The sequence below is a fragment of the Mycobacterium sp. SA01 genome, from assembly GCF_041287105.1.
GTDB lineage: Bacteria > Actinomycetota > Actinomycetes > Mycobacteriales > Mycobacteriaceae > Mycobacterium.
Map to the genome: position 1 here is coordinate 444,231 of NZ_JBGGNO010000018.1, position 17,386 is coordinate 461,616.

Sequence of the window (17,386 nt, forward strand, 5' to 3'; positions counted from 1 at the left end):
TAGCCAACCGGCTCGACTATACGTTTCGAGCGTGTGTTCCGGCCGTCTACATCGTCAGGCCGGCCTGCGCACCAGCCGCCAGCAACCCTCCTCACGGCGGGCAAGTCCGGCGATCTCCAGCATCGCCAGCGGGCCGAGCACTGCCGTAGGCGCCAGACCGGACGCCACCGCGATGTCATCGGCGCTGCGCACCCCGCGGGCCGGCAGCGCCTCGTACACCTGCTTCTCGGGGTCGCTCAGACCGTCGAGCACGCCAACCGGTCGCGGCTCCTCGTCGGCGAATTCGCCGGCCCGACCGACCAATTCGACGACCTCGTCGGCTCGCGTCACCAGCTCGGCACCGTTGCGTCACGTCATCGCTCATGGCTTTGCTCCTGACTTACGGAAACTCACGCCACCGCCGCGTCGTCGATGTTCGGCGTCGTGCGGCCGGCCAGATCCGCCAATGTCCACGCGACGGCTAACGCCTCGATTTCGCAGGTCCTGCGCCTGCCGTGCGGCGCGTCATGGCTGCGGTCCCCCTCATCGGTGCAACGATTCCGCTATGACTCGCTGGTGGCATCACCCGGTTTCGGACCGGCGGCGACATTGCTTATGACATCTCTTGGCGAAGTCGGCGTACTAGCGGACGCGGCGGCCACAGCAACAACCGGGCCGACCTGGATCCAATTCCTGACCATCCTCGGCTTCGGAAGCCTTCTAGCTGCCATCGTCACCGCCGAACTGACCCGTAGGAGGGAGCGCAGTAAGTGGCTCGCCGAACGGAAAATAGAAGCCAACCAAAATTTTCATCGCACCGCGTTGAAGTTGGCCCACCTGGCACGCGAAGGCATCAGCGAAGAAGACAGGCTGAAGGTGCTAGGCACAGTCCGAGACCTAGAAGCAGAACTGTTGCAGCAATACCAAGCGTTGATGCTCGTGGCAGACGTTCCTGTAGTCACCATGGCCGGTGTGGTCTCCGACCACCTCGACAAACTGGCATTCCAGGCACTCCCCCTGCCACGCACTACCCACGCAGCGTCCCTAGAACAACGTGAGCAGGCGCTAACAGCAGTCGGTGAACTGATGTTTGAGCTGGGGATGACGATGCGGATAGCCTCTAAATTCGCTGGGCGCCAAGAGAAAAAGCAATTCCTAGAACACCGGACCCCGAAACTGTATGCGCAGCAAGTCCATTCCATAGTTGACCGAGATGGACCGAAACCTGACCTCTTACAAGTCCTGCGAGACTGGGAGGTTACTTCTATGGCCCGAGGGGAAATCCCCTCAGACTTGAATGGGTATCGCAACGGCTCGCCAGAAGGTGGCCTCCCCTATCTTCCGGGCCACTTCGTGGTTGCGATGCTGCGGAAGCCTCATGACGGCTTCTGGAGATTCAACATGTGTTGGGGTAATGGACCTTTGAGAGAACAACAGATCCTAGAAGATGTCGTGCGGCTAGTAACGGGGCACGGATCAGTGTTCGAACCTCTGCACGCCCACAGCCATCGGGTCGAGGACGACCCCGAGGATGAATTGAACGGGCATACCTGGTTATGGACCACGTTGGAGCTGAACTCTTTTCACCCCGTTTACCCAGAGGTAGACGGCGATATACTGCGTCCGACGAAATTATCGCGGCTGAATCGCATCGTGCATAAGTTACGAGGTGGATCACCTAAGCGCACTGCCGAGCCGAGTGAGCTACGCGTCATCGCAATTCGAAAGAGCGATACCCTGCCAGACTCTCCAGCGAGTCACAGCTGGCCGAGGTTGGGCGCTTACACGAAATACGTATTCGAAGTCGAGCTTTCAAGAGAACCCACCAGGGGCGAAATCGAAAGTGGGCAGATGTTTTTCAACAGCTCTGACTTCACTTTCGTGCCGCCGAAAACCCTCAGATTCGTCTCGACGACCGAAGAAATGGAGCAACGCGTTCCAGGAATTCTGTTCATGTCAGCGATGGCCCGCCAAGCCATCGCAGGGGGCCGTGAGATGGCCAAGCAATCGAGGGAAGCAGCCACAGCAGAAGAGGCACGGGTAGGCGAAGCACTCATTAGAATGAACGCCCTCATACGAGATGACACAGGACTTTCTGGCGGTGAGTATTTTGGTCAAGAGTTGAAGAAAGCGTTTGAAACGCTAGAACGAGAGGGAAAGATCCGCATCGACCCTGTAACTGGCACGGCCATTCCAGTGACCGACGAAGCAGACCTTTCCAACGAAGCAGAAGCAGAAACCTCAATCCCCCAGGACGCCAAGGGGGACGAACCGTAAGAGGATTCCGATGCGGGAAAGGGCAATAACAGAACCCCGGGCCCAGGTGCCGGGGGTTCCGCTTTCCCCGTACCAAGGGGATGAATGAGGCCTCCCTGATCCCGGAATTGTGAAGGGAGACAGGGCCACGGAGACGTAGACCCCGACCGGCGATTAGTGAAACTATATCTACATGGCCGAGCGCCTTGGGGATAAGTGAAATCGAGATGGTTTTCGTAAAGGTCCAGGCGATGACCTAGAGCACATCACTTCGAAAGTACTTGAGCGCTCTTACCAGTTGTCAGCTGAGACTGGCCCAGGGCAAACTCAAATTGATCTGCTTGCATCCGCGACACCTGATTTTCCCGTTCCAGTCCTCGGATCAGCGCTAGATCTTTGACAAATGTTAAATCACTGCTTGGTGGCAGCGGCTATCTAGGCGCCATCAATGCGGCCAATGAGAACGGCGGACCGGCGCTGGCTATCTTCACCGCAACATCAGGGTTTGTGATCTGGCTCGCGACACCCAGCATGAAGGTCGTCCGCCAAGCATCAAAGAATTGCGTAGCGGAGAAATCGGGTGCCACCCATTGACGACTGACTGCGTTTGGCAATTGCAACGAGCAGCATCTACTTATACCAATGAAACCTACAACACGCTGCGAGGGAAGTACTGGGCATTCGATCTGAGAATTTTACGAATCCATCCCAAGATCCAGGATGACGCGGCTACGGCTTCGGCGCGAACTGAGGACGAACTTTATACAAGACAAGCAATGATGCTTGGTATCCGCCAGGCACATCGCCATTCATTGAATCAAATCCCAGTAATACGCCTTTAATAGTTAGAAAATCCTCAGATAATGGCACGCCGCCACGTCCATCGGCCTTACACGCGAAGTGATTCGTGCAGAGGATGGCCGACCCACTGACATAGACCAAATTGAACGGCTCATCACCTATAAATGTCACACCGCCCCACACCTCCTTTGGCGCGGAATTAGTCGAAATTATCGTTGCTTGACTCGCGATACGACGACCGGTGCAAACGGGCAGGTTAACCTCCAGCCGAGTGCCTTTAGCTGTGTTTTCGGGGCTTCCTTGGTACGCACTGTTGTGTATGATCATGCGCAAAATATAGGTCTTGTCACGCTGAACATGAATATCGTAGTGCCACACATACGGAGGCGGTATGCCGTCTTCGCGGCCGTCGTAGAAGCCACGCTCATCGCCAACCTCAGGAAGCTTATCTAGGTTGAACGCGGGGAATTCACTGTACTGGTCTTTTGCGAGCACGTTTCGCGCAGGCCCCCAACCACCGGCAACCGACTTGTCTTCTGGGTCCAGCGTGCATCCCGCTTCCGGATCATAAGTGTTTTCGACCTTGTCTGATTGCTTTGCCGCTCCTACTGTCGCTCCCTGACAATTGCCGATGCATCCGCTGTTGTTCGAGATTTCACTCTGGCGCGGCGGCGCATCCTTCTTCGTTACTAAGGGAAAGGCGAATCCAAGGTATGCGATGAAGACCGCCACTAGCCCGTAGCGCGCTGTTTCAGTCATGAAATGGCGCATCGGCCTCGGAGCTTCGTGAAGAGTCGGCACCACCGCAGCATACAAAAGACGACCCATCTTGGGTCGTCTCATTGTGGCGGTGAAGCGCTGGCAGCCTACTTGGCTTTCTTGCATGCTTGCATAGACTTCTGCCCCTTCGGGGCGACCTTGCTGGCTGGTGCGTCGCTCTTGATTTCGGACAATGTTCACCGCTCTTTAGCGGCCGCCTCAACGACACCGGCCTGCTCCAGGGTGTCCACGATCGAATCATCAGCCTCGAACGTCTCGCCGGCCGGGTAGGTAGTGCCATCGTGTTAGAGGTTGGTTAGTACCTTCGCTTTTGCCATGGTTTTCTTGCCCGTGATAGCCCAGACTTTTGTGCGACCGCTCTTGCTGGTACCCATGTCGGTGAAGGTGACCCACTTCTTGAAGGAATCGATTCTCATACGTGGCACTATTAACGGCACTGACGCACAGAAATGTTATGGGCGGATTGGTTCTGGAGGCTTCCTCTTACCTACTCTAGTTCTCGTAATACGCGTGGGTCACTCGTTCTCCGAATCCCTTGCCGCCATAGGCATACAGCGGCATGACGTACCACGCCTTGGTGTGTTGCTCTACCGAGTAGACAATATCTTCGCCCGCCTTCGCGGGATCGATACCGACCTTCGACAATTTATTGCAATCGATCTGCATCTTCACCTCGGCAGAATCGAATGGATCTACCGTTCCCTCCTCAAGAGATGTACCAAGCACAGAACTCCAGTTGGCGTTGGGCATCGCCTTCTTCTGCGCTTCAGTAGGTTGTAGATCTGCTCGAAAGAAAACACCAGTGATCTTTCCTGGCAACTTGCCGCCATTGCCGACGTAAACCGACACCGTTAGAGGATTCGCGGCATCCGAGCATCGCCCTTTGATTCCGATTGAAGGACTAGCCGACATTGCCGAATCTGACCGCGCTTCGATCTGTCGAGAGAGTTCAAGCGAATCGTTGGCGACGTCGCTAGCATTCCAGGCGGCGACAGCCGAGAAGACCGCCGCTACCAAGGACGCACCTGCGATAACCAGATTGGTAGCTTTCAGCCATCGGCCCTCGTCGTTACTCATGTAGTGACTCGTCCTTGCGACTTTCCGGCCGGCCGCTCGGATGATAAAGGTGATGTCGCCATACGTGAATACACTCGTTCTTCAAGATCCACCATGCCGCCGATCGACGATTGCTCTTAAGCCTCAGAGGGCTAGGGCGCCGCTCGACCGGTTTCAGCTTCTCTTCTTCAATATCCCAGCGCCAATCCTGGCCATAGACGTCGCGGAATTCAATGTAGCTCTCGTACCCGTTGATATGAATCCATCTAGCATCAACGCTCGCCGAGTGATCAGCCTCGATCTTTTCCGCGAACATGTAGTTGCCGGGATGCTGCCTGGTTGGGTTCTTCCTTGAGTGAGTCTGTCGTACTTTTTCATAAAGCTCGTAGGAAGGCGCATTGAAGAATGAGAAGATTACCGAATCGGTGAAGCTGCTTATTTTCGCGGCTGACCATAGCGACCGGCGTACGGGTACGGCACGAACGCCTACGATCGGCTTGTCTGAGCGGTTGTGGACGACGTACTTACCGCGAGCTCCGATTTCGAAGTAGATGAGCTTCGCTTGAGCCCACTTCTCGGCACGACTGCTACGCGCGTAAGTGATCGCAGCAATGAGTGCCGCCAGACCCGTCGAGACAGCACCAGCCCACGTGGCAACATCACCCCAGATGTCTGCGTGGAATGGGAATTCCCAAAGCTTACCCCACATAAGCGGGCAGTCTACATTACGCGCATTTCGGTATTGATTTTATATGCACAAAAGCGCATAGCAGAATTACGAGGAGATCAATCCATAGTAAAATTTGTTAAACCGATCCTGATTACCGCCACAACCATCGGCGCTACCATGGGCGGCTACCACATCTCCCATGCCCTAACAAATCCCCCCGTGAGTACGCCACCAAAGATCACCGTCCAGGTCTAATCACCATCTCCGGCACCATCCCCAACCGCTAAGCCCGTTTCGTCGAGTTACTACCAAGCGGGAGATTAGTCCGGCACTCCAGATGCAACCACGGTTGCGTCTGATCCGGTCATATCCACTTCAGGGCCGGCCGCCGCGCCTGGAGTCGAGACTCCAACTCTGCAGAACTATGTGACAAGTACGTATCGCCACGCCTCGTCTTCGACATCTTGATCAGCTGCTTAAACCCTGGACCAGTGTTCTTCTGCGGCGAGGTGCGCAATACCTACGCCGCGCAAACCGGCGGCAAGTACAACCGAATCGGCATAGTGCGCGTCGGGGACAGCGTTGATTGAGTAGGTTGTTGTTGCACCGCGTTAGGAGGGCAACGTGACCGATGACGAAGTAGGCCGCGACCTAATTGAGCTATGGAGGTGCACAACGTGGGTTGTGTTGTCCAAGCAACACCGCAAAAATGTGTGGATATGACCACACAACGGTGCTCTTAGCGATCCGAGCGACGACGGCCAGTGCCTGTAAGAAGCAGTTCTGTGCGCTGGCGCACCGGAGATTAAGTTGAAGCGACAGTAAGTGAGGCGAGGGTGAGCAACGGCCGCTCAGCTGGTGGCGGAGGCGTCGGCGGCTTCATCCTCATCCTTGTTGCGCTTTGGTTTTGGATTGAGCATAACGAGGCGGCGAAGGCTATGCTCATCGCGTTCGGCGTTGTCGTCGCGATATTTGTAATCGGGTTGATTGCGTACTGGGTCAATGAGGGTGCAAAAAGGCACGATGAAATGGAGCAGAAGCGGGCGCTTATTGTCGCTCAGTGCGAACGCGAAGATCGGGAAGAGCGGGCCCGACTAGAAAAGCAACGGCGCATCGATACTCTCGGCAAAGAAAATGCCGCACTACTCGAATCCGCGCTGACAGCAGTGGAGCTGGTTCGCGCTTCCGAGGCCGCTATCGCAGGATGGCTTCCCGATGTCGAGTTCGGCCCCAACATCCAATGGATTACCGCCAATTTCGAGAAGGCGCACCGCTTACGCAAGGTTGCGGACGAGTTATCCGGGTTAGATAATCCCGGTGCCGATGATCGCAAAACTCTTGCTGAGGCGCGCAACACAATCGCGAATCTAGAGCGGGCCGCAGTCGAGAGTGTCGAATTGATCGGCAAGTGCGCCACGGAAGCACAGCTCATCGACGAATCTCTACGCAACGAACGCAGAGATGCGAAGGTCGCCGAGAAGCGTGCAGAACTGACCGCCATGTTAAGCGCGGAGTTGTACGGGATCGAGGCAGCACCTGACACCGCCCCAAACACGTCCGCGATGGATGCGGTCATGGCCCGGGCCGAGGCGTATCGGGAGATCAAGAATCACTTACGGCGAGCGCCCCGATAGCCTTCGCGAGTCCCGCGCTCCTACAGCATCGTTAGGACGGGACGGTGACTGATGATGAGGTGCTTCTGAAGTGGCGTCGGCAGTACGGTCGCATCACCCTGTCTCAGGCAATCTACCTCGAACGACCCCAGCGCAGGTTTGCGCACCCGGCCCTCCACTCCAATCAATATCGGGCTGAGAACCCGAGCGGTTCATTGCGGGAGTAGACCCCCGATCAAGCCCGTCGGGGTCGGGCACTGGCACGGAGGGGGCGTAACCCCTGCTCTAACGAAGGGGCGTCGTGCACTCCCAGTGGGCATTCCGAAATGTGCGTAGCAACAAATAATTCACGGGGCCCGCCTTGAGTTGCAGAGCCCGTCAGCTGGTGACTTCGGCAGTGACGTCGTGTCCGTTGCCTTTGCCGTCGGTCTTGTGGTCGGTCATGTTGCGACATTCGCCGTCGATGGAGATGACAGCTTTGGGGTCGTTGACGGTGGGTGGGCGAAGCTGAGCCGCGATACCTCCCATGCTGAGCACCTTGCCTACGTAGGTCTTTCCCGGCGGCGCTCCGTCGACCCAACCCAGCGACGTCATATGCGCTGCGACCTGATTCAGGTAGGCATCCGGGCTCTGTCCACTGGGTACGGTGAAGCCGATCTCCAGCGAGCCTTGATGGGGTGGGTCGCCCTGATCGTTGCACGAGGAGAACGCGAACCCGGCGTCAACGTTCTGCAGTTGGGCAGCGGAGACGATTGCTTTGCCCAGCTGGGTAAGTTGGGCCTGGGCTTCGTCATCACTGAGCGGTGTCAGCGTCGGCCCGGGCGCAGCCGATGTGCGCGGGGAGGACGGTTTGTCGTTCACGGTGAGGCACCCTCCGAGTGGAAAGATCAATGCGCACAAGGCGATGGCGAGCAGGCTGCGAGTTCTTGTGATCATTCGGCGTATCCGTGGCTGTCGTTGATCGAACCGATTGGCCTATCGAACTCGGGGTCAACGATCGCCGGGGTTCCCGGAATCGGTACCTCGAAGTGGGGCAGGTTCACGCGCCCGATGCCCGGTATATCGACGTGATCCGGCGTGGAGACCGTGGGTTTGTGCCGCGACTCGGCGATGAGCTGATCGGTCATAAGGCGCTCACTGTGGCCGGTGGCGATGTCCGTCATAGCGCGCAGCGACTCGCTTCCCTTGGCGTAGTAGTGCGAGTGGTCGTGCGGGTTGATCCCCTCTGCGCCAGGCACTTCGGCGTGGAAGCGGGTCGCCCCGAACCCGTCAGCCGCTGGGTCTGCCCCCAGCCCCGCGAGCGGCCCGAAGGGGTAGTTGAGTTGTTGGTTGGCCCAGTTGAAGCCGGTCTGGCCTTCGCCGAGCCAGCCCACCGGATCTGTTGAGGCGTCCCCGACATAGACGTGGCCACCTAAGGCGAGGTGGAAGTCGGCTGCGGACTGAGCCATGTCCGTTCCCGGGCAGCCGAGCAGTACGACGTCGTTGGCGTTCATTCCCATCACTGCGGCGTCGGCGACGGTGGTGGAGCCGTAGCTGTGGCCGAGCACAGTGATGTGATCCGCGCCGATGTGTGTCGCCGCCAGGCCGTTGACGTCAGCGGCCAGCGATTGAGCGCCTGCGCGCGCCAGCCAGGGCGTCGCGATGCGGGGGTCTTGGAAGTCATTGGGTGCGTCGTACCCCATCCACGCGATGACCGAGTGACTATTGGCGGGATCGGCGGCCTCGGACTGCGAGTACAGGTGCAGGGCGTCGTCGTGGTTGTCGTGCAGCCAGCCACCTGTGACGCTGCTACTGGTGCCGGGAACGATTACCGAAGTGTCTTTCGCGGTGTCGGGATTGCCAATGGCGATGGCAGCGCGGCCCTTGCCCCCGAATGCGGTGGGATCGTAGGCGAACAAGAACGTCGGGTTCGTCCCTCGATCGCCCGCGTCATGCTTGAGGCCTTCTTGGACTTCGGTGGCGTTGTGGAACCGGGTGACGTCGGTGGCGGTCAGCCCGTACTTGGTCGGGTCCTTGATGACGTCAGCGGTGGAGACACCAGCGCGGCGGGCGGCTTCATCGACAGTTTCGAGATCGTGGCGCATCACCCGCAAGTTGGCATCACTGCGCGCAGCGACTGGGACGCCGTTGAGGTTACCGACGATGTCCGGGTGATCGCGCAGTTCTGCCTGCTTTTGCTCCGGGGTGAGGGACTCCCACCACTTCTTGACGTCTTCAGCGCTGGTCTGCGGCGGGGGCGGTGCCGGCGTTGGCGGTGAATCCGGGATCGGCATCTTGCCGTCGGCCATGAAGATCGCCGATGCCAGCTGCGCGTCAACACCGTTGGCCACGGCGAGGATCGCGTTCAGCCGGGACTGGAAGGCCGTGACCTTGGACGCCAGCTCGGCAGGGGTGCCCTTGAACTTCGGACCCCGAACGACTGTGCTGCTAAAGGGGTCGATCGCCAACCCTGCCGCGTCGGAGTCCTCGTCGAGTTGGCGCAGATCCAGCTTGACCTTCTCGATGCCCTGCGCGGCTTGCTCGGCCGCCTGCGCAACAGCGCGCGCCTCTTGAGCGTGCGCGTCGAGGTCAACCCTGGTCTTACCGATCGCGTCCCGCGCGGCATCAGCGGCCACGCCGCCCCACGAGTCGAAGGCCGGCAGCTGCGCAAGCGCCAGAGATGCCTGCGTTGACGACGTCGCCCGTGCGGTCGCGGCGTGAAAGACCTCCCGAACCGCTTCGGGATCCCACCGCTCGATGTCGGCGACGCCGAGAGTCACGTGGGCTCATCGGATTCGCGCAGTGAAGCCAGCTTCGCGGCGTCGCGGGCATCCATGTCAGCGAACGACAGCCCGCTTACCCGCAACCCTTCACCGTGCGCGTATAACCGCGTTGAGAGAACAGTTGTCACCGTGGCCCACTCGGCCGCCTTCGCTGACATCGCGGCTTGCGACTGTCCAGCCCAGCTGAACAGCGACGACTCGAAGGTCTGGTCGGCCTGCGCGTGGGTGGCGAAGACATTCTGGGAGTGCTGGTCGACCGTAGCCGCCCAGGACAGCAAGTGTTCAGGGCTCACATTCAAGCGATCACCCATGACGCCTCCGCCGATGCCTTCAGCAAACTAAAGCTGAAACTACAACGGCCTGGATGTCCGTGCAATTCACCGATGGACGTCCACTCGATATCGCGGCTCATCGGCGTCCCGGTCGGCCGGCGCGGATCCAATCAGAGAATCGCAGGAACCGGTTAAAATGCGCCCATGACGTGGGGGAAGTCCGACAGCGATGGCGACTGAGCCGGGTTGGTATCCCGACCCGCTCGGCGGTCAGGGTGCCCGCTACTGGGATGGAACGCAGTGGGACGGCGCTATCCAACCGGGGCCACCGACAGGCCCTCAGGTTGCCCAGCCATTCCCTGAGCCACCGCCGCCGACGACAGAGAGGTCGCGGCGCTTGTGGCCGCTGTGGGTTCTGGGTCTTGCTGTCGTGATCGCTGTCGGCTCTGCGGTTTTCGTATTGACGCGACCCACCGGGGAGGGTTCCACGGCTGCGCCGACCCTCACACCGACTACAACACCCACGCCGAGCACACCGAAGGCCGACCAGGTCGCTGCGGAAGTGAAGTCTTCCATGCAGTCCAAACTCGACACCGATCCGGACCTATCACCGTTGCACCTGAAGGTGATTCACGTCGACCTGGTCAATAAGGCGGGCAACGAATACAAGGGCATCGCACAGGTCAAGACGTCGCGCGGGACGAGTCACGATGTGCCGATCGACGTCACCTCAGATGGCGACAGGACCTTGTGGGAGGCCGCGCCCGGCGCATTCCTGTTTGCGATTCAAGATATGCCGACGCCCGCCCAAGCCGCGCCGCCGCCCCCACTACCGGGCCCACCGCCGCCGTCGGCGGGCCCTGTCGAGCACTTCAAGGTCTGTCCATCAGGCTTGACTGGCGTCGCCACCGACGACACCAGTTGCGCGTTCGCAGACAGCGTCCGGACAGCGTATTACTCCCAACCCGGTACCAACGTTGTCGCTTATAGCCCGGTGACCCACCAGTCCTATCTGATGACCTGCTTGTTGAATAAGACGAACGTGTGGCCGGGATCGAAGCGCTGCTCCGGCGTGAATGCTCAAGGCACACTCCTGGTCGTCTACATCAACTAGTTGAACAGGCGCTCGATCACGTCAGCCTTTCCCCTCGACGAGGCACTCTTGGGACTCGCTGTGACTTCAACCGAAGTTTGGAGGGTTCGAGCAGGCTGGTACTGAAATTCCGCTACGCTCCGCCGATGGTTCGGGGGAATCTTCGATGACGGAACCTAGCGACCCCACTGAGCTCTCGGGCGCTGCTGAAGCGGACACTCAGTCCGCGTATGCGTGGGGCACGGTCGACGACGGCGAAACCGACGACTCCGCATATGCGATCACACGAGGGATCTCGCCCAGACTCATCACTCTCATCGCGGTATTTGTCAGTCTTGTGGCAGCCGTAGGCGTCGCGGTTTTCGGTGGTTACAAACTGGCTGCGCGGCCGGGTGCCGGGAATTTGACGACCCCCGCGCCGCATGCGGCTTCAGCGACGTCGGCCGCCGGGCCAGGACCGAGTATCTTCCCTGCTCCAGCACCTGACCCGAACCGAGTGCCGAACGGCAACTGCCCCCCGGCGTGCGCTCACATTCCCGACTCTGCCTGGATCTCACCATCAGCGATTCCGCTGAATCGCGTCTACTCGTGGCCCACTCTCGGGCCGCTGACGGAATCAGTTACAAGTCCTAGGTTCGAGATGGACGATGTATGCGCCGCACCACCCATCACCGACGACCAGCGAGACACAGCTGTGGCGGCCCATATCATGCTGCCCAATCCCCCTGGGCAGTGGCAGCTCGCGGTTCAAATATTGCACTGGCGTGGCGATCCATGGATCGCCGGACAGAGAGCGTCGGCGGTAATGGACACCGCGAGCGCGGTGTTGCATCGCGACTGCATGTCACAGACAGCGGGGACCACCGTGTCGGAAATTTCCGAGCAATTCCTGCCCAACGGACACCCCGGCCAGTCACTGAGGGCTGTGCTCACGACCACCGGCGCGCGACCAACGATCACTCACGAGTACCTCGTTTCCGATCTGCGCAGCAGTACGGTCGTCGAGTTGGCGATGTGGTCCAGTTCCCCGGCCGCTGTTGATTGGCCTGACGTAAGTAGCGAGAAGCTGTTCGCCGACATGGTGGCACCACTATGTGCGGCCTACGTCAACTCTTGCGCATAGTCTCGCCCAAGTGAGCACGGTCGATGTTTCGGCGTTGTCCTTGCCCTCGGTCTCCTACTGCTCTTCCCCAAGGTCGACGGACGGCTCCACCAGACCGCCGGCCTCGGCCGTGAAGTTCGGTGACGTCAACCTCGTGGGTTGCAACAGTTCGCTCGATGGATGGTTGAACGGCACCCGGACAGCGCAGCCGACACCGGGGCGGGTTTCGGGACTGCAGCGAAATCGCCTGGGCTGATGACGATCCCGGCTACAACGTCCACGCCGTGCCCGCACCGCGCCTCAAACACGTTCTCTTGCAAGCGGGCAACGACTGCTGATGAAGCCGCCGCCGCCGTAGACAGACCGCCACGGACCGGAGCTAGTGCTGCACGACGGTATAGCCGAGATCTTCGAGGATGCCGAGCTCGACCGGACTCAGCGCGTGAATCTCTGGCACAGCGCACGCCATCGCCGGCGGGTCAGATCAGCTCGATCGCCTCCGCGATCGATGGCAACACCCGAGCCGGCCGGAACGGGTAGCGCTCGATGTCCTCGACGGTCGTCGAACCAGTAAGCACCAGAATGGTTTCCAGACCGGCCTCGATACCGGCCACCACGTCGGTGTCCATCCGGTCACCGACCATGACCGTGCTCTCCGAATGCGCCTCGATCCGGTTCAGCGCACTGCGGAACATCATCGGGTTGGGTTTGCCCACGAAATACGGTTCACGCCCGGTCGCCTTGGTGATCATCGCGGCCACCGATCCCGTGGCGGGCAGCGGACCCTCCGCCGACGGCCCGGTCACGTCGGGGTTGGTGGCGATGAACCGGGCGCCCTGGCCGATCAGCCGGACTGCCTTCGTGATCGCCTCGAAAGAATAGGTGCGCGTCTCGCCGAGCACCACGAAATCCGGACCGGTATCGGTCAGCGTGTAGCCCGCCTCGTGCAGTGCGGTGGTCAGCCCCGCCTCGCCGATCACATATGCCGACCCGCCCGGCAGCTGATCATCCAGGAATGCCGCGGTGGCCAGCGCCGAGGTCCAGATCGCCGACTCCGGCACGTCGAGCCCCGAGCGCGCCAGCCGCGCCGCGAGATCACGCGGGGTGTAGATCGAGTTGTTGGTCAGCACCAGGAATCGTCGCTGCTTATCGATCAGGCGCGCCAAGAACTCGGCGGCCCCCGGCAGCGCGTGATCCTCGCGGACCAGGACGCCGTCCATATCGGTGAGCCAGCATTGCGGTGTCGCGCGCACGGTCCTCCCTTCGGGGACGTTGTGTCCATCAGTGTTCCCCGCCGACGGGTGACAAATCCCGTGATCGAGCAAGGCGGTCATGACGCGATGTGTGTGGTCCGCTGGTGCCGCACGACCAGCGCGGCGTGCGGGTGCGCCCGGGTGACCGTCGCTACCGGCGTTGTCCGTAGGTTTTCGTCCACCACGACACTCGGAACACCCTGTTGAACAGATGATTCCGGCCCGAACAGGACACTCCAGTCCACCGAGCCGTTGCCGTCGGAATGTGCGACCACAATTGCGTCCCGCGCCGACATCTGGTCCAGCAGCGTTTCGAGCGCATAGTCGGGTTCGGCCAGCACGACGACGGGTTCGGCGCCCAGCGCGGCCAGCCGCGCCACCTCCTCGCGCAGCCCGGTCTGCTCGGTCAGCAGGATCTGCAGCAGCATTCGGTCACTTGCCGTATCCCGATGCACCGCACCCACTTTGGTGCGCACCGACATGCCGCCCACCGAACCTTCGATGTGCTCGACCACGGGTGGCAGGGCGCGACGGTCGACGTGCAGCCGGGCCGACAGGCAGGTCCGGTAGGACGCACGGGCCTCGGACATCGTGTTCGCTCCGCCTGCGCAGCCGCTGGGTACGCCCCGGAAGGTCAGCTGAGGCTGACGGTCGGGGTCGTGGCGAAAGATCACGTGTTCGGCCATCAACTCGCCTCCCGACGGGCCGCCCGCTGCCCCACGACAATGGTGACGCGTTGCCGCGCAGGCAGATACAGATCCACACACATCGGCGCCCGCCGCTTCAGCAGAAATGCCAGCATGACGCGGATCATGAGGACACCGCCGCAGACCGACGCTGCAGAGCAACCGAGATGCTCAGCACCACCAGACCGACGACCGCCAGCCCCGCACCCGCGGCGGCCGGCGCGGTGTAGCCATATCCTGCGGCGATCACCAGTCCGCCGATCCACGCCCCCGACGCGTTGGCGATGTTCAGGGCCGAATGGTTCAGCGCGGCGGCCAGCGTCTGCGCCTCGGCGGCAACATCCATCAACCGGGTTTGCAGCGCGGGCGCGATCGCCGCTCCGCTGGCACCGATGCCGAACAGCAGCACCATCGCGGTGAACGGGTTGTGTGCGCCGGCCACGAATGCCGCGAGCACCAGCGCAAGCGCCGTCATCGACACGTACAGTCCGCGGATCACCGACCGGTCCGCCATTCGGCCGCCGGCCAGATTTCCGACCACCATGCCGGCACCGAAAACCATCAGCCCCAACGGAACCCACGAGCGGGAGACACCGGTGACATCGGTCAGGGTGGTTGCGATGTAGGTGTACACGGCGAACATGCCACCGAAGCCCACCATGCCGATCGCCAGCGCCAACCAGACCTGCGGGCGTCGCAGCGCGCCGAGTTCGGCCCGGGGGCTGGTGCTGCGGGACGCGGCCAGGTCGGGAAGCCACATCCAGATCGCAACGAACGTCACCAGTCCGATGCCGACGACAAGCGCGAACGCACTTCGCCAGCCGAGCAATTGGCCGAGCCAGGATGCCAGCGGCACTCCGATCACGGTCGCCACGGTCAGGCCGGTCATCACTTGCGCAACAGCCTTGGCCCGCCGCTCGGGCCCAAGCAATTGCGCTGCCACCAGTGCCGCGACACCGAAGAACGCGCCATGCGGAAGGCCTGCGATGAAGCGGGCGGCGATCAGGACTCCGTAGCTGGGCGCCAGCACGGTCAGCACGTTGCCGACGGCGAACAACGCCATCAGGGTCATCAACACGAGCTTGCGATTGAATTTCGCGGTCAGCGCGGCGATGACGGGCGCACCTACCACGACGCCGAGCGCGTAGGCGGAGATGATGTGGCCGGCGGTCGGTTCAGAGATCCGCAGGCCGCCGGCGATCTCGGGCAGCAGGCCCATCGCGACGAATTCGTTGGTGCCGATTCCGAAGGCACCGAATGCCAGGGCAAGAATGCCCAGCCCGGTCCTGGTCGGGCAGAGCGCGGGAGACACCGCCGGTGCGGCGGGTCGGAGCGTAAGGGTCACGGGTGCTATCGACTTTCTGTGCGGTGGCGGATGCTGCCGCGGTGCAGCGCTCGGTCCCTGTCCCCCGACCCTACCGCCACTTAAACCACAGAACCAACCGACTTTTGTCTAAATCTGGTCAAAGTGATGGGTGTCTCCATTGCTTTGCCTGGCCGATTGATCTTGGTTCAATGGAAAGATGCCGGTAACCAGGCGTTCCGCTGCCCCCGCAACGACGGGGGACGTTTTCGCGCTGATACGTGCCGGTACCGCCACCACCCGAGCCGAAGTTCGGGAGCTGACCGGCCTGTCCCGGACGGCGGTCGGCAGCCGCATCGCCGCCCTGGCCCGCCGCGGGCTGGTCTCCGAAGGCGAGGAGGGACCGTCGACCGGCGGTCGCCCACCAGCGCTGGTGCGGTTCAACGCCGAAGCCGGTGTGGTCCTGTCGGCCGCCGTCGGCCGCAGCCGCACCCGGCTCGCGGTATGCAACCTGGCCGGCGACATTCACGCCCTGGCCGATATGGACTCCGAGATCCGCATCGGCCCCGATGATCTGATGCCCGACCTGGTCAAGCGCCTCGAGGTACTGCTCGACGAGAGTGGCCGGGCCGCGGGTGACGTGCTCGGCGTCGGGGTGTCGCTACCCGGCACGGTCGACCAGCAGCGCGGCTGCAGCCTGGCGTCTCCGGTGATGAGCGGTTGGGACGGCGTTCCGTTGGAGCCGTACTTCCGGAAGCTGACGACGGCACCGATCGTGCTCGACAACGACACCAACGTTCAGGCGCTCTCGGAACGCCGCGGGCCCTTGAGAATTCACGACGATCTGCTGCTCATCAAGGCATCCACCGGCCTCGGCGCGGGGATCGTGTGCGGCGGCGTACTCCAGCGCGGCGCTGTGGGCGCGGCAGGCGAGTTCGGCCACAACAAGACCGTCGCGGCTGCGGGCATACCGTGCCGCTGCGGCGACACCGGCTGCCTGGAGGCGATCGCCGGCGGATGGGCATTGGTACGCACGCTGCAGGAGCAGGGCCGGCAGGTCCACCACATCCGCGACGTCGTCGAACTGTCCAACCACGGCGACGGCGAAGCGCGCCGGCTGCTGCGCGAAAGTGGCCGCCACGTCGGTGAGGTGATCGCCGCCGCGGTGAACCTGCTCAACCCCGAGGTTCTCGTCGTTGGCGGCGACATGTCCGGCGCGTACGACGTGTTTGTCGCCGGGTTACGAGAAACGTTGTACGGCAACGCAACCGCGCTGGCTACCCGGCACCTTCAGGTCGTCCCGTCGACGTACGGTGACAAGGCAGGCAACATCGGCAGCGCGATGCTGGTCTTGGAGAAAATCTTGTCGCCCGGCGCCATCGACGCATCGCTGCACTGACAAGAGTCCCCGCAGCGCCGACCCCGAGCTACTCGGGCAGCCGCAGCTCGGGCTTCTCGACCTCTTCGATGTTGACGTCCTTGAACGTGATCACCCGGACCTGCTTGACGAACCGTGCCGGGCGGTACATGTCCCACACCCACGCATCGGACAGGCGCAGCTCGAAGTAGACCTCACCATCGGTGTTGCGCGGCACCAGCTCCACAGTGTTGGCCAGGTAGAAGCGACGCTCGGTCTCCACGACGTAGCTGAACTGCCCCACGATGTCCTTGTATTCGCGGTACAGCGAGAGCTCCATCTCGGTCTCGTATTTTTCGAGATCTTCGGCACTCATCGGTTCAGCTGTCCTCTTTGTCTTGTC

Annotated in this window: 16 protein-coding genes and 3 pseudogenes; 6 read left to right on the forward strand and 13 right to left on the reverse strand. The window is 61.4% G+C overall.

Going from position 1 to position 17,386, the window contains the following annotated elements:
* Positions 1–54 precede the first annotated feature (54 nt).
* Both AB4879_RS15120 and AB4879_RS15125 read right to left on the reverse strand, forming a co-directional pair.
* Positions 55–348 (reverse strand): annotated as a pseudogene (locus tag AB4879_RS15120) (DNA processing protein DprA); the annotation flags it as partial.
* A gap of 12 nt (positions 349–360) precedes the next feature.
* Positions 361–464, reverse strand: a pseudogene (locus tag AB4879_RS15125) (hypothetical protein); the annotation flags it as partial.
* A 91-nt stretch (positions 465–555) separates the two neighbouring features.
* Between AB4879_RS15125 and AB4879_RS15130 the strand changes: the two are divergent.
* A complete protein-coding gene (locus AB4879_RS15130) occupies positions 556–2,256 on the forward strand; it encodes a hypothetical protein (protein WP_370508211.1) in 1,701 nt (566 codons plus the stop codon).
* 708 nt (positions 2,257–2,964) lie between these two features.
* On the opposite strand, the gene AB4879_RS15135 is transcribed toward AB4879_RS15130, so the two are convergent.
* The 3 genes from AB4879_RS15135 to AB4879_RS15145 form a co-directional block, all read right to left on the reverse strand.
* Positions 2,965–3,864 carry a hypothetical protein gene (locus AB4879_RS15135; RefSeq protein ID WP_370508212.1) on the reverse strand — a complete coding sequence of 300 codons (900 nt, stop codon included), beginning with the start codon at positions 3,862–3,864 and terminating at the stop codon, positions 2,965–2,967.
* 444 nt (positions 3,865–4,308) lie between these two features.
* Positions 4,309–4,893, reverse strand: a complete 585-nt coding sequence (locus AB4879_RS15140) for a hypothetical protein (protein WP_370508213.1) — start codon at positions 4,891–4,893, stop codon at positions 4,309–4,311.
* Positions 4,886–5,581 carry a hypothetical protein gene (locus AB4879_RS15145; RefSeq protein WP_370508214.1) on the reverse strand — a complete coding sequence of 232 codons (696 nt, stop codon included), beginning with the start codon at positions 5,579–5,581 and terminating at the stop codon, positions 4,886–4,888. Before AB4879_RS15145 ends, AB4879_RS15140 begins: the two co-directional genes overlap by 8 nt.
* A gap of 797 nt (positions 5,582–6,378) precedes the next feature.
* Between AB4879_RS15145 and AB4879_RS15150 the strand changes: the two genes are divergently transcribed.
* Complete coding sequence (locus AB4879_RS15150) at positions 6,379–7,176, forward strand: hypothetical protein (RefSeq protein ID WP_370508215.1); 798 nt, start codon at positions 6,379–6,381, stop codon at positions 7,174–7,176.
* Positions 7,177–7,533: 357 nt separating this feature from the next.
* Here AB4879_RS15150 and AB4879_RS15155 read toward each other — a convergent pair whose 3' ends face one another.
* The 3 genes from AB4879_RS15155 to AB4879_RS15165 all read right to left on the reverse strand — a co-directional run bounded on the left by AB4879_RS15155 (position 7,534) and on the right by AB4879_RS15165 (position 10,228).
* Entirely contained in the window at positions 7,534–8,016 is a 483-nt protein-coding gene (locus tag AB4879_RS15155) for a hypothetical protein (RefSeq protein WP_370508216.1), read from the reverse strand.
* A gap of 71 nt (positions 8,017–8,087) precedes the next feature.
* The gene (locus AB4879_RS15160) at positions 8,088–9,914 is read right to left on the reverse strand and encodes an alpha/beta hydrolase (protein WP_370508217.1); all 1,827 of its coding nucleotides are present in this window, start codon (positions 9,912–9,914) and stop codon (positions 8,088–8,090) included.
* Complete coding sequence (locus AB4879_RS15165; RefSeq protein WP_370508218.1) at positions 9,911–10,228, reverse strand: WXG100 family type VII secretion target; 318 nt, start codon at positions 10,226–10,228, stop codon at positions 9,911–9,913. The genes AB4879_RS15160 and AB4879_RS15165 overlap by 4 nt, the downstream gene beginning before the upstream one ends.
* Positions 10,229–10,418: 190 nt before the next feature.
* On the opposite strand from AB4879_RS15165, the pseudogene AB4879_RS15170 reads away from it, so the two are divergent.
* The 3 genes and pseudogenes from AB4879_RS15170 to AB4879_RS15180 form a co-directional block, all read left to right on the forward strand.
* Positions 10,419–10,517: pseudogene (locus AB4879_RS15170) on the forward strand (DUF2510 domain-containing protein); the annotation flags it as partial.
* 246 nt (positions 10,518–10,763) lie between these two features.
* Entirely contained in the window at positions 10,764–11,303 is a 540-nt protein-coding gene (locus AB4879_RS15175) for a hypothetical protein (RefSeq protein WP_370508348.1), read from the forward strand.
* A gap of 784 nt (positions 11,304–12,087) precedes the next feature.
* On the forward strand, positions 12,088–12,405 hold the full coding sequence (locus AB4879_RS15180; protein WP_370508219.1) for a hypothetical protein: 318 nt from the start codon (positions 12,088–12,090) through the stop codon (positions 12,403–12,405).
* A gap of 458 nt (positions 12,406–12,863) precedes the next feature.
* Here the strand turns inward: AB4879_RS15180 and AB4879_RS15185 are convergent, their stop codons facing one another.
* The 4 genes from AB4879_RS15185 to AB4879_RS15200 form a co-directional block, all read right to left on the reverse strand.
* Entirely contained in the window at positions 12,864–13,637 is a 774-nt protein-coding gene (locus tag AB4879_RS15185; RefSeq protein WP_370508220.1) for an HAD-IIA family hydrolase, read from the reverse strand.
* Between the two features lie 77 nt (positions 13,638–13,714).
* On the reverse strand, positions 13,715–14,323 hold the full coding sequence (locus tag AB4879_RS15190; protein ID WP_370508221.1) for a hypothetical protein: 609 nt from the start codon (positions 14,321–14,323) through the stop codon (positions 13,715–13,717).
* Positions 14,323–14,451 carry a hypothetical protein gene (locus tag AB4879_RS15195; protein ID WP_286145625.1) on the reverse strand — a complete coding sequence of 43 codons (129 nt, stop codon included), beginning with the start codon at positions 14,449–14,451 and terminating at the stop codon, positions 14,323–14,325. Before AB4879_RS15195 ends, AB4879_RS15190 begins: the two co-directional genes overlap by 1 nt.
* A complete protein-coding gene (locus AB4879_RS15200; protein ID WP_370508222.1) occupies positions 14,448–15,668 on the reverse strand; it encodes an MFS transporter in 1,221 nt (406 codons plus the stop codon). Before AB4879_RS15200 ends, AB4879_RS15195 begins: the two co-directional genes overlap by 4 nt.
* Before the next feature lie 178 nt (positions 15,669–15,846).
* Here AB4879_RS15200 and AB4879_RS15205 point away from each other — a divergent pair, with 178 nt between their 5' ends.
* Complete coding sequence (locus tag AB4879_RS15205; protein ID WP_370508223.1) at positions 15,847–17,025, forward strand: ROK family protein; 1,179 nt, start codon at positions 15,847–15,849, stop codon at positions 17,023–17,025.
* A gap of 28 nt (positions 17,026–17,053) precedes the next feature.
* Here AB4879_RS15205 and AB4879_RS15210 read toward each other — a convergent pair whose 3' ends face one another.
* Positions 17,054–17,359 carry a DUF2469 domain-containing protein gene (locus AB4879_RS15210; protein ID WP_370508224.1) on the reverse strand — a complete coding sequence of 102 codons (306 nt, stop codon included), beginning with the start codon at positions 17,357–17,359 and terminating at the stop codon, positions 17,054–17,056.
* Positions 17,360–17,386 lie beyond the last annotated feature (27 nt).

Coding starts and splice junctions, on each gene's coding strand:
- AB4879_RS15165 (WP_370508218.1), bottom strand. CDS start 10,228: ATGGGTGATCGCTTGAATGTGAGCCCTGAACACTTGCTGTCCTGGGCG.
- AB4879_RS15180 (WP_370508219.1), top strand. CDS start 12,088: ATGGACACCGCGAGCGCGGTGTTGCATCGCGACTGCATGTCACAGACA.
- AB4879_RS15140 (WP_370508213.1), bottom strand. CDS start 4,893: ATGAGTAACGACGAGGGCCGATGGCTGAAAGCTACCAATCTGGTTATC.
- AB4879_RS15195 (WP_286145625.1), bottom strand. CDS start 14,451: ATGATCCGCGTCATGCTGGCATTTCTGCTGAAGCGGCGGGCGCCGATG.
- AB4879_RS15175 (WP_370508348.1), top strand. CDS start 10,764: ATGCAGTCCAAACTCGACACCGATCCGGACCTATCACCGTTGCACCTG.
- AB4879_RS15205 (WP_370508223.1), top strand. CDS start 15,847: ATGCCGGTAACCAGGCGTTCCGCTGCCCCCGCAACGACGGGGGACGTT.
- AB4879_RS15145 (WP_370508214.1), bottom strand. CDS start 5,581: ATGTGGGGTAAGCTTTGGGAATTCCCATTCCACGCAGACATCTGGGGT.
- AB4879_RS15210 (WP_370508224.1), bottom strand. CDS start 17,359: ATGAGTGCCGAAGATCTCGAAAAATACGAGACCGAGATGGAGCTCTCG.
- AB4879_RS15190 (WP_370508221.1), bottom strand. CDS start 14,323: ATGGCCGAACACGTGATCTTTCGCCACGACCCCGACCGTCAGCCTCAG.
- AB4879_RS15135 (WP_370508212.1), bottom strand. CDS start 3,864: ATGGGTCGTCTTTTGTATGCTGCGGTGGTGCCGACTCTTCACGAAGCT.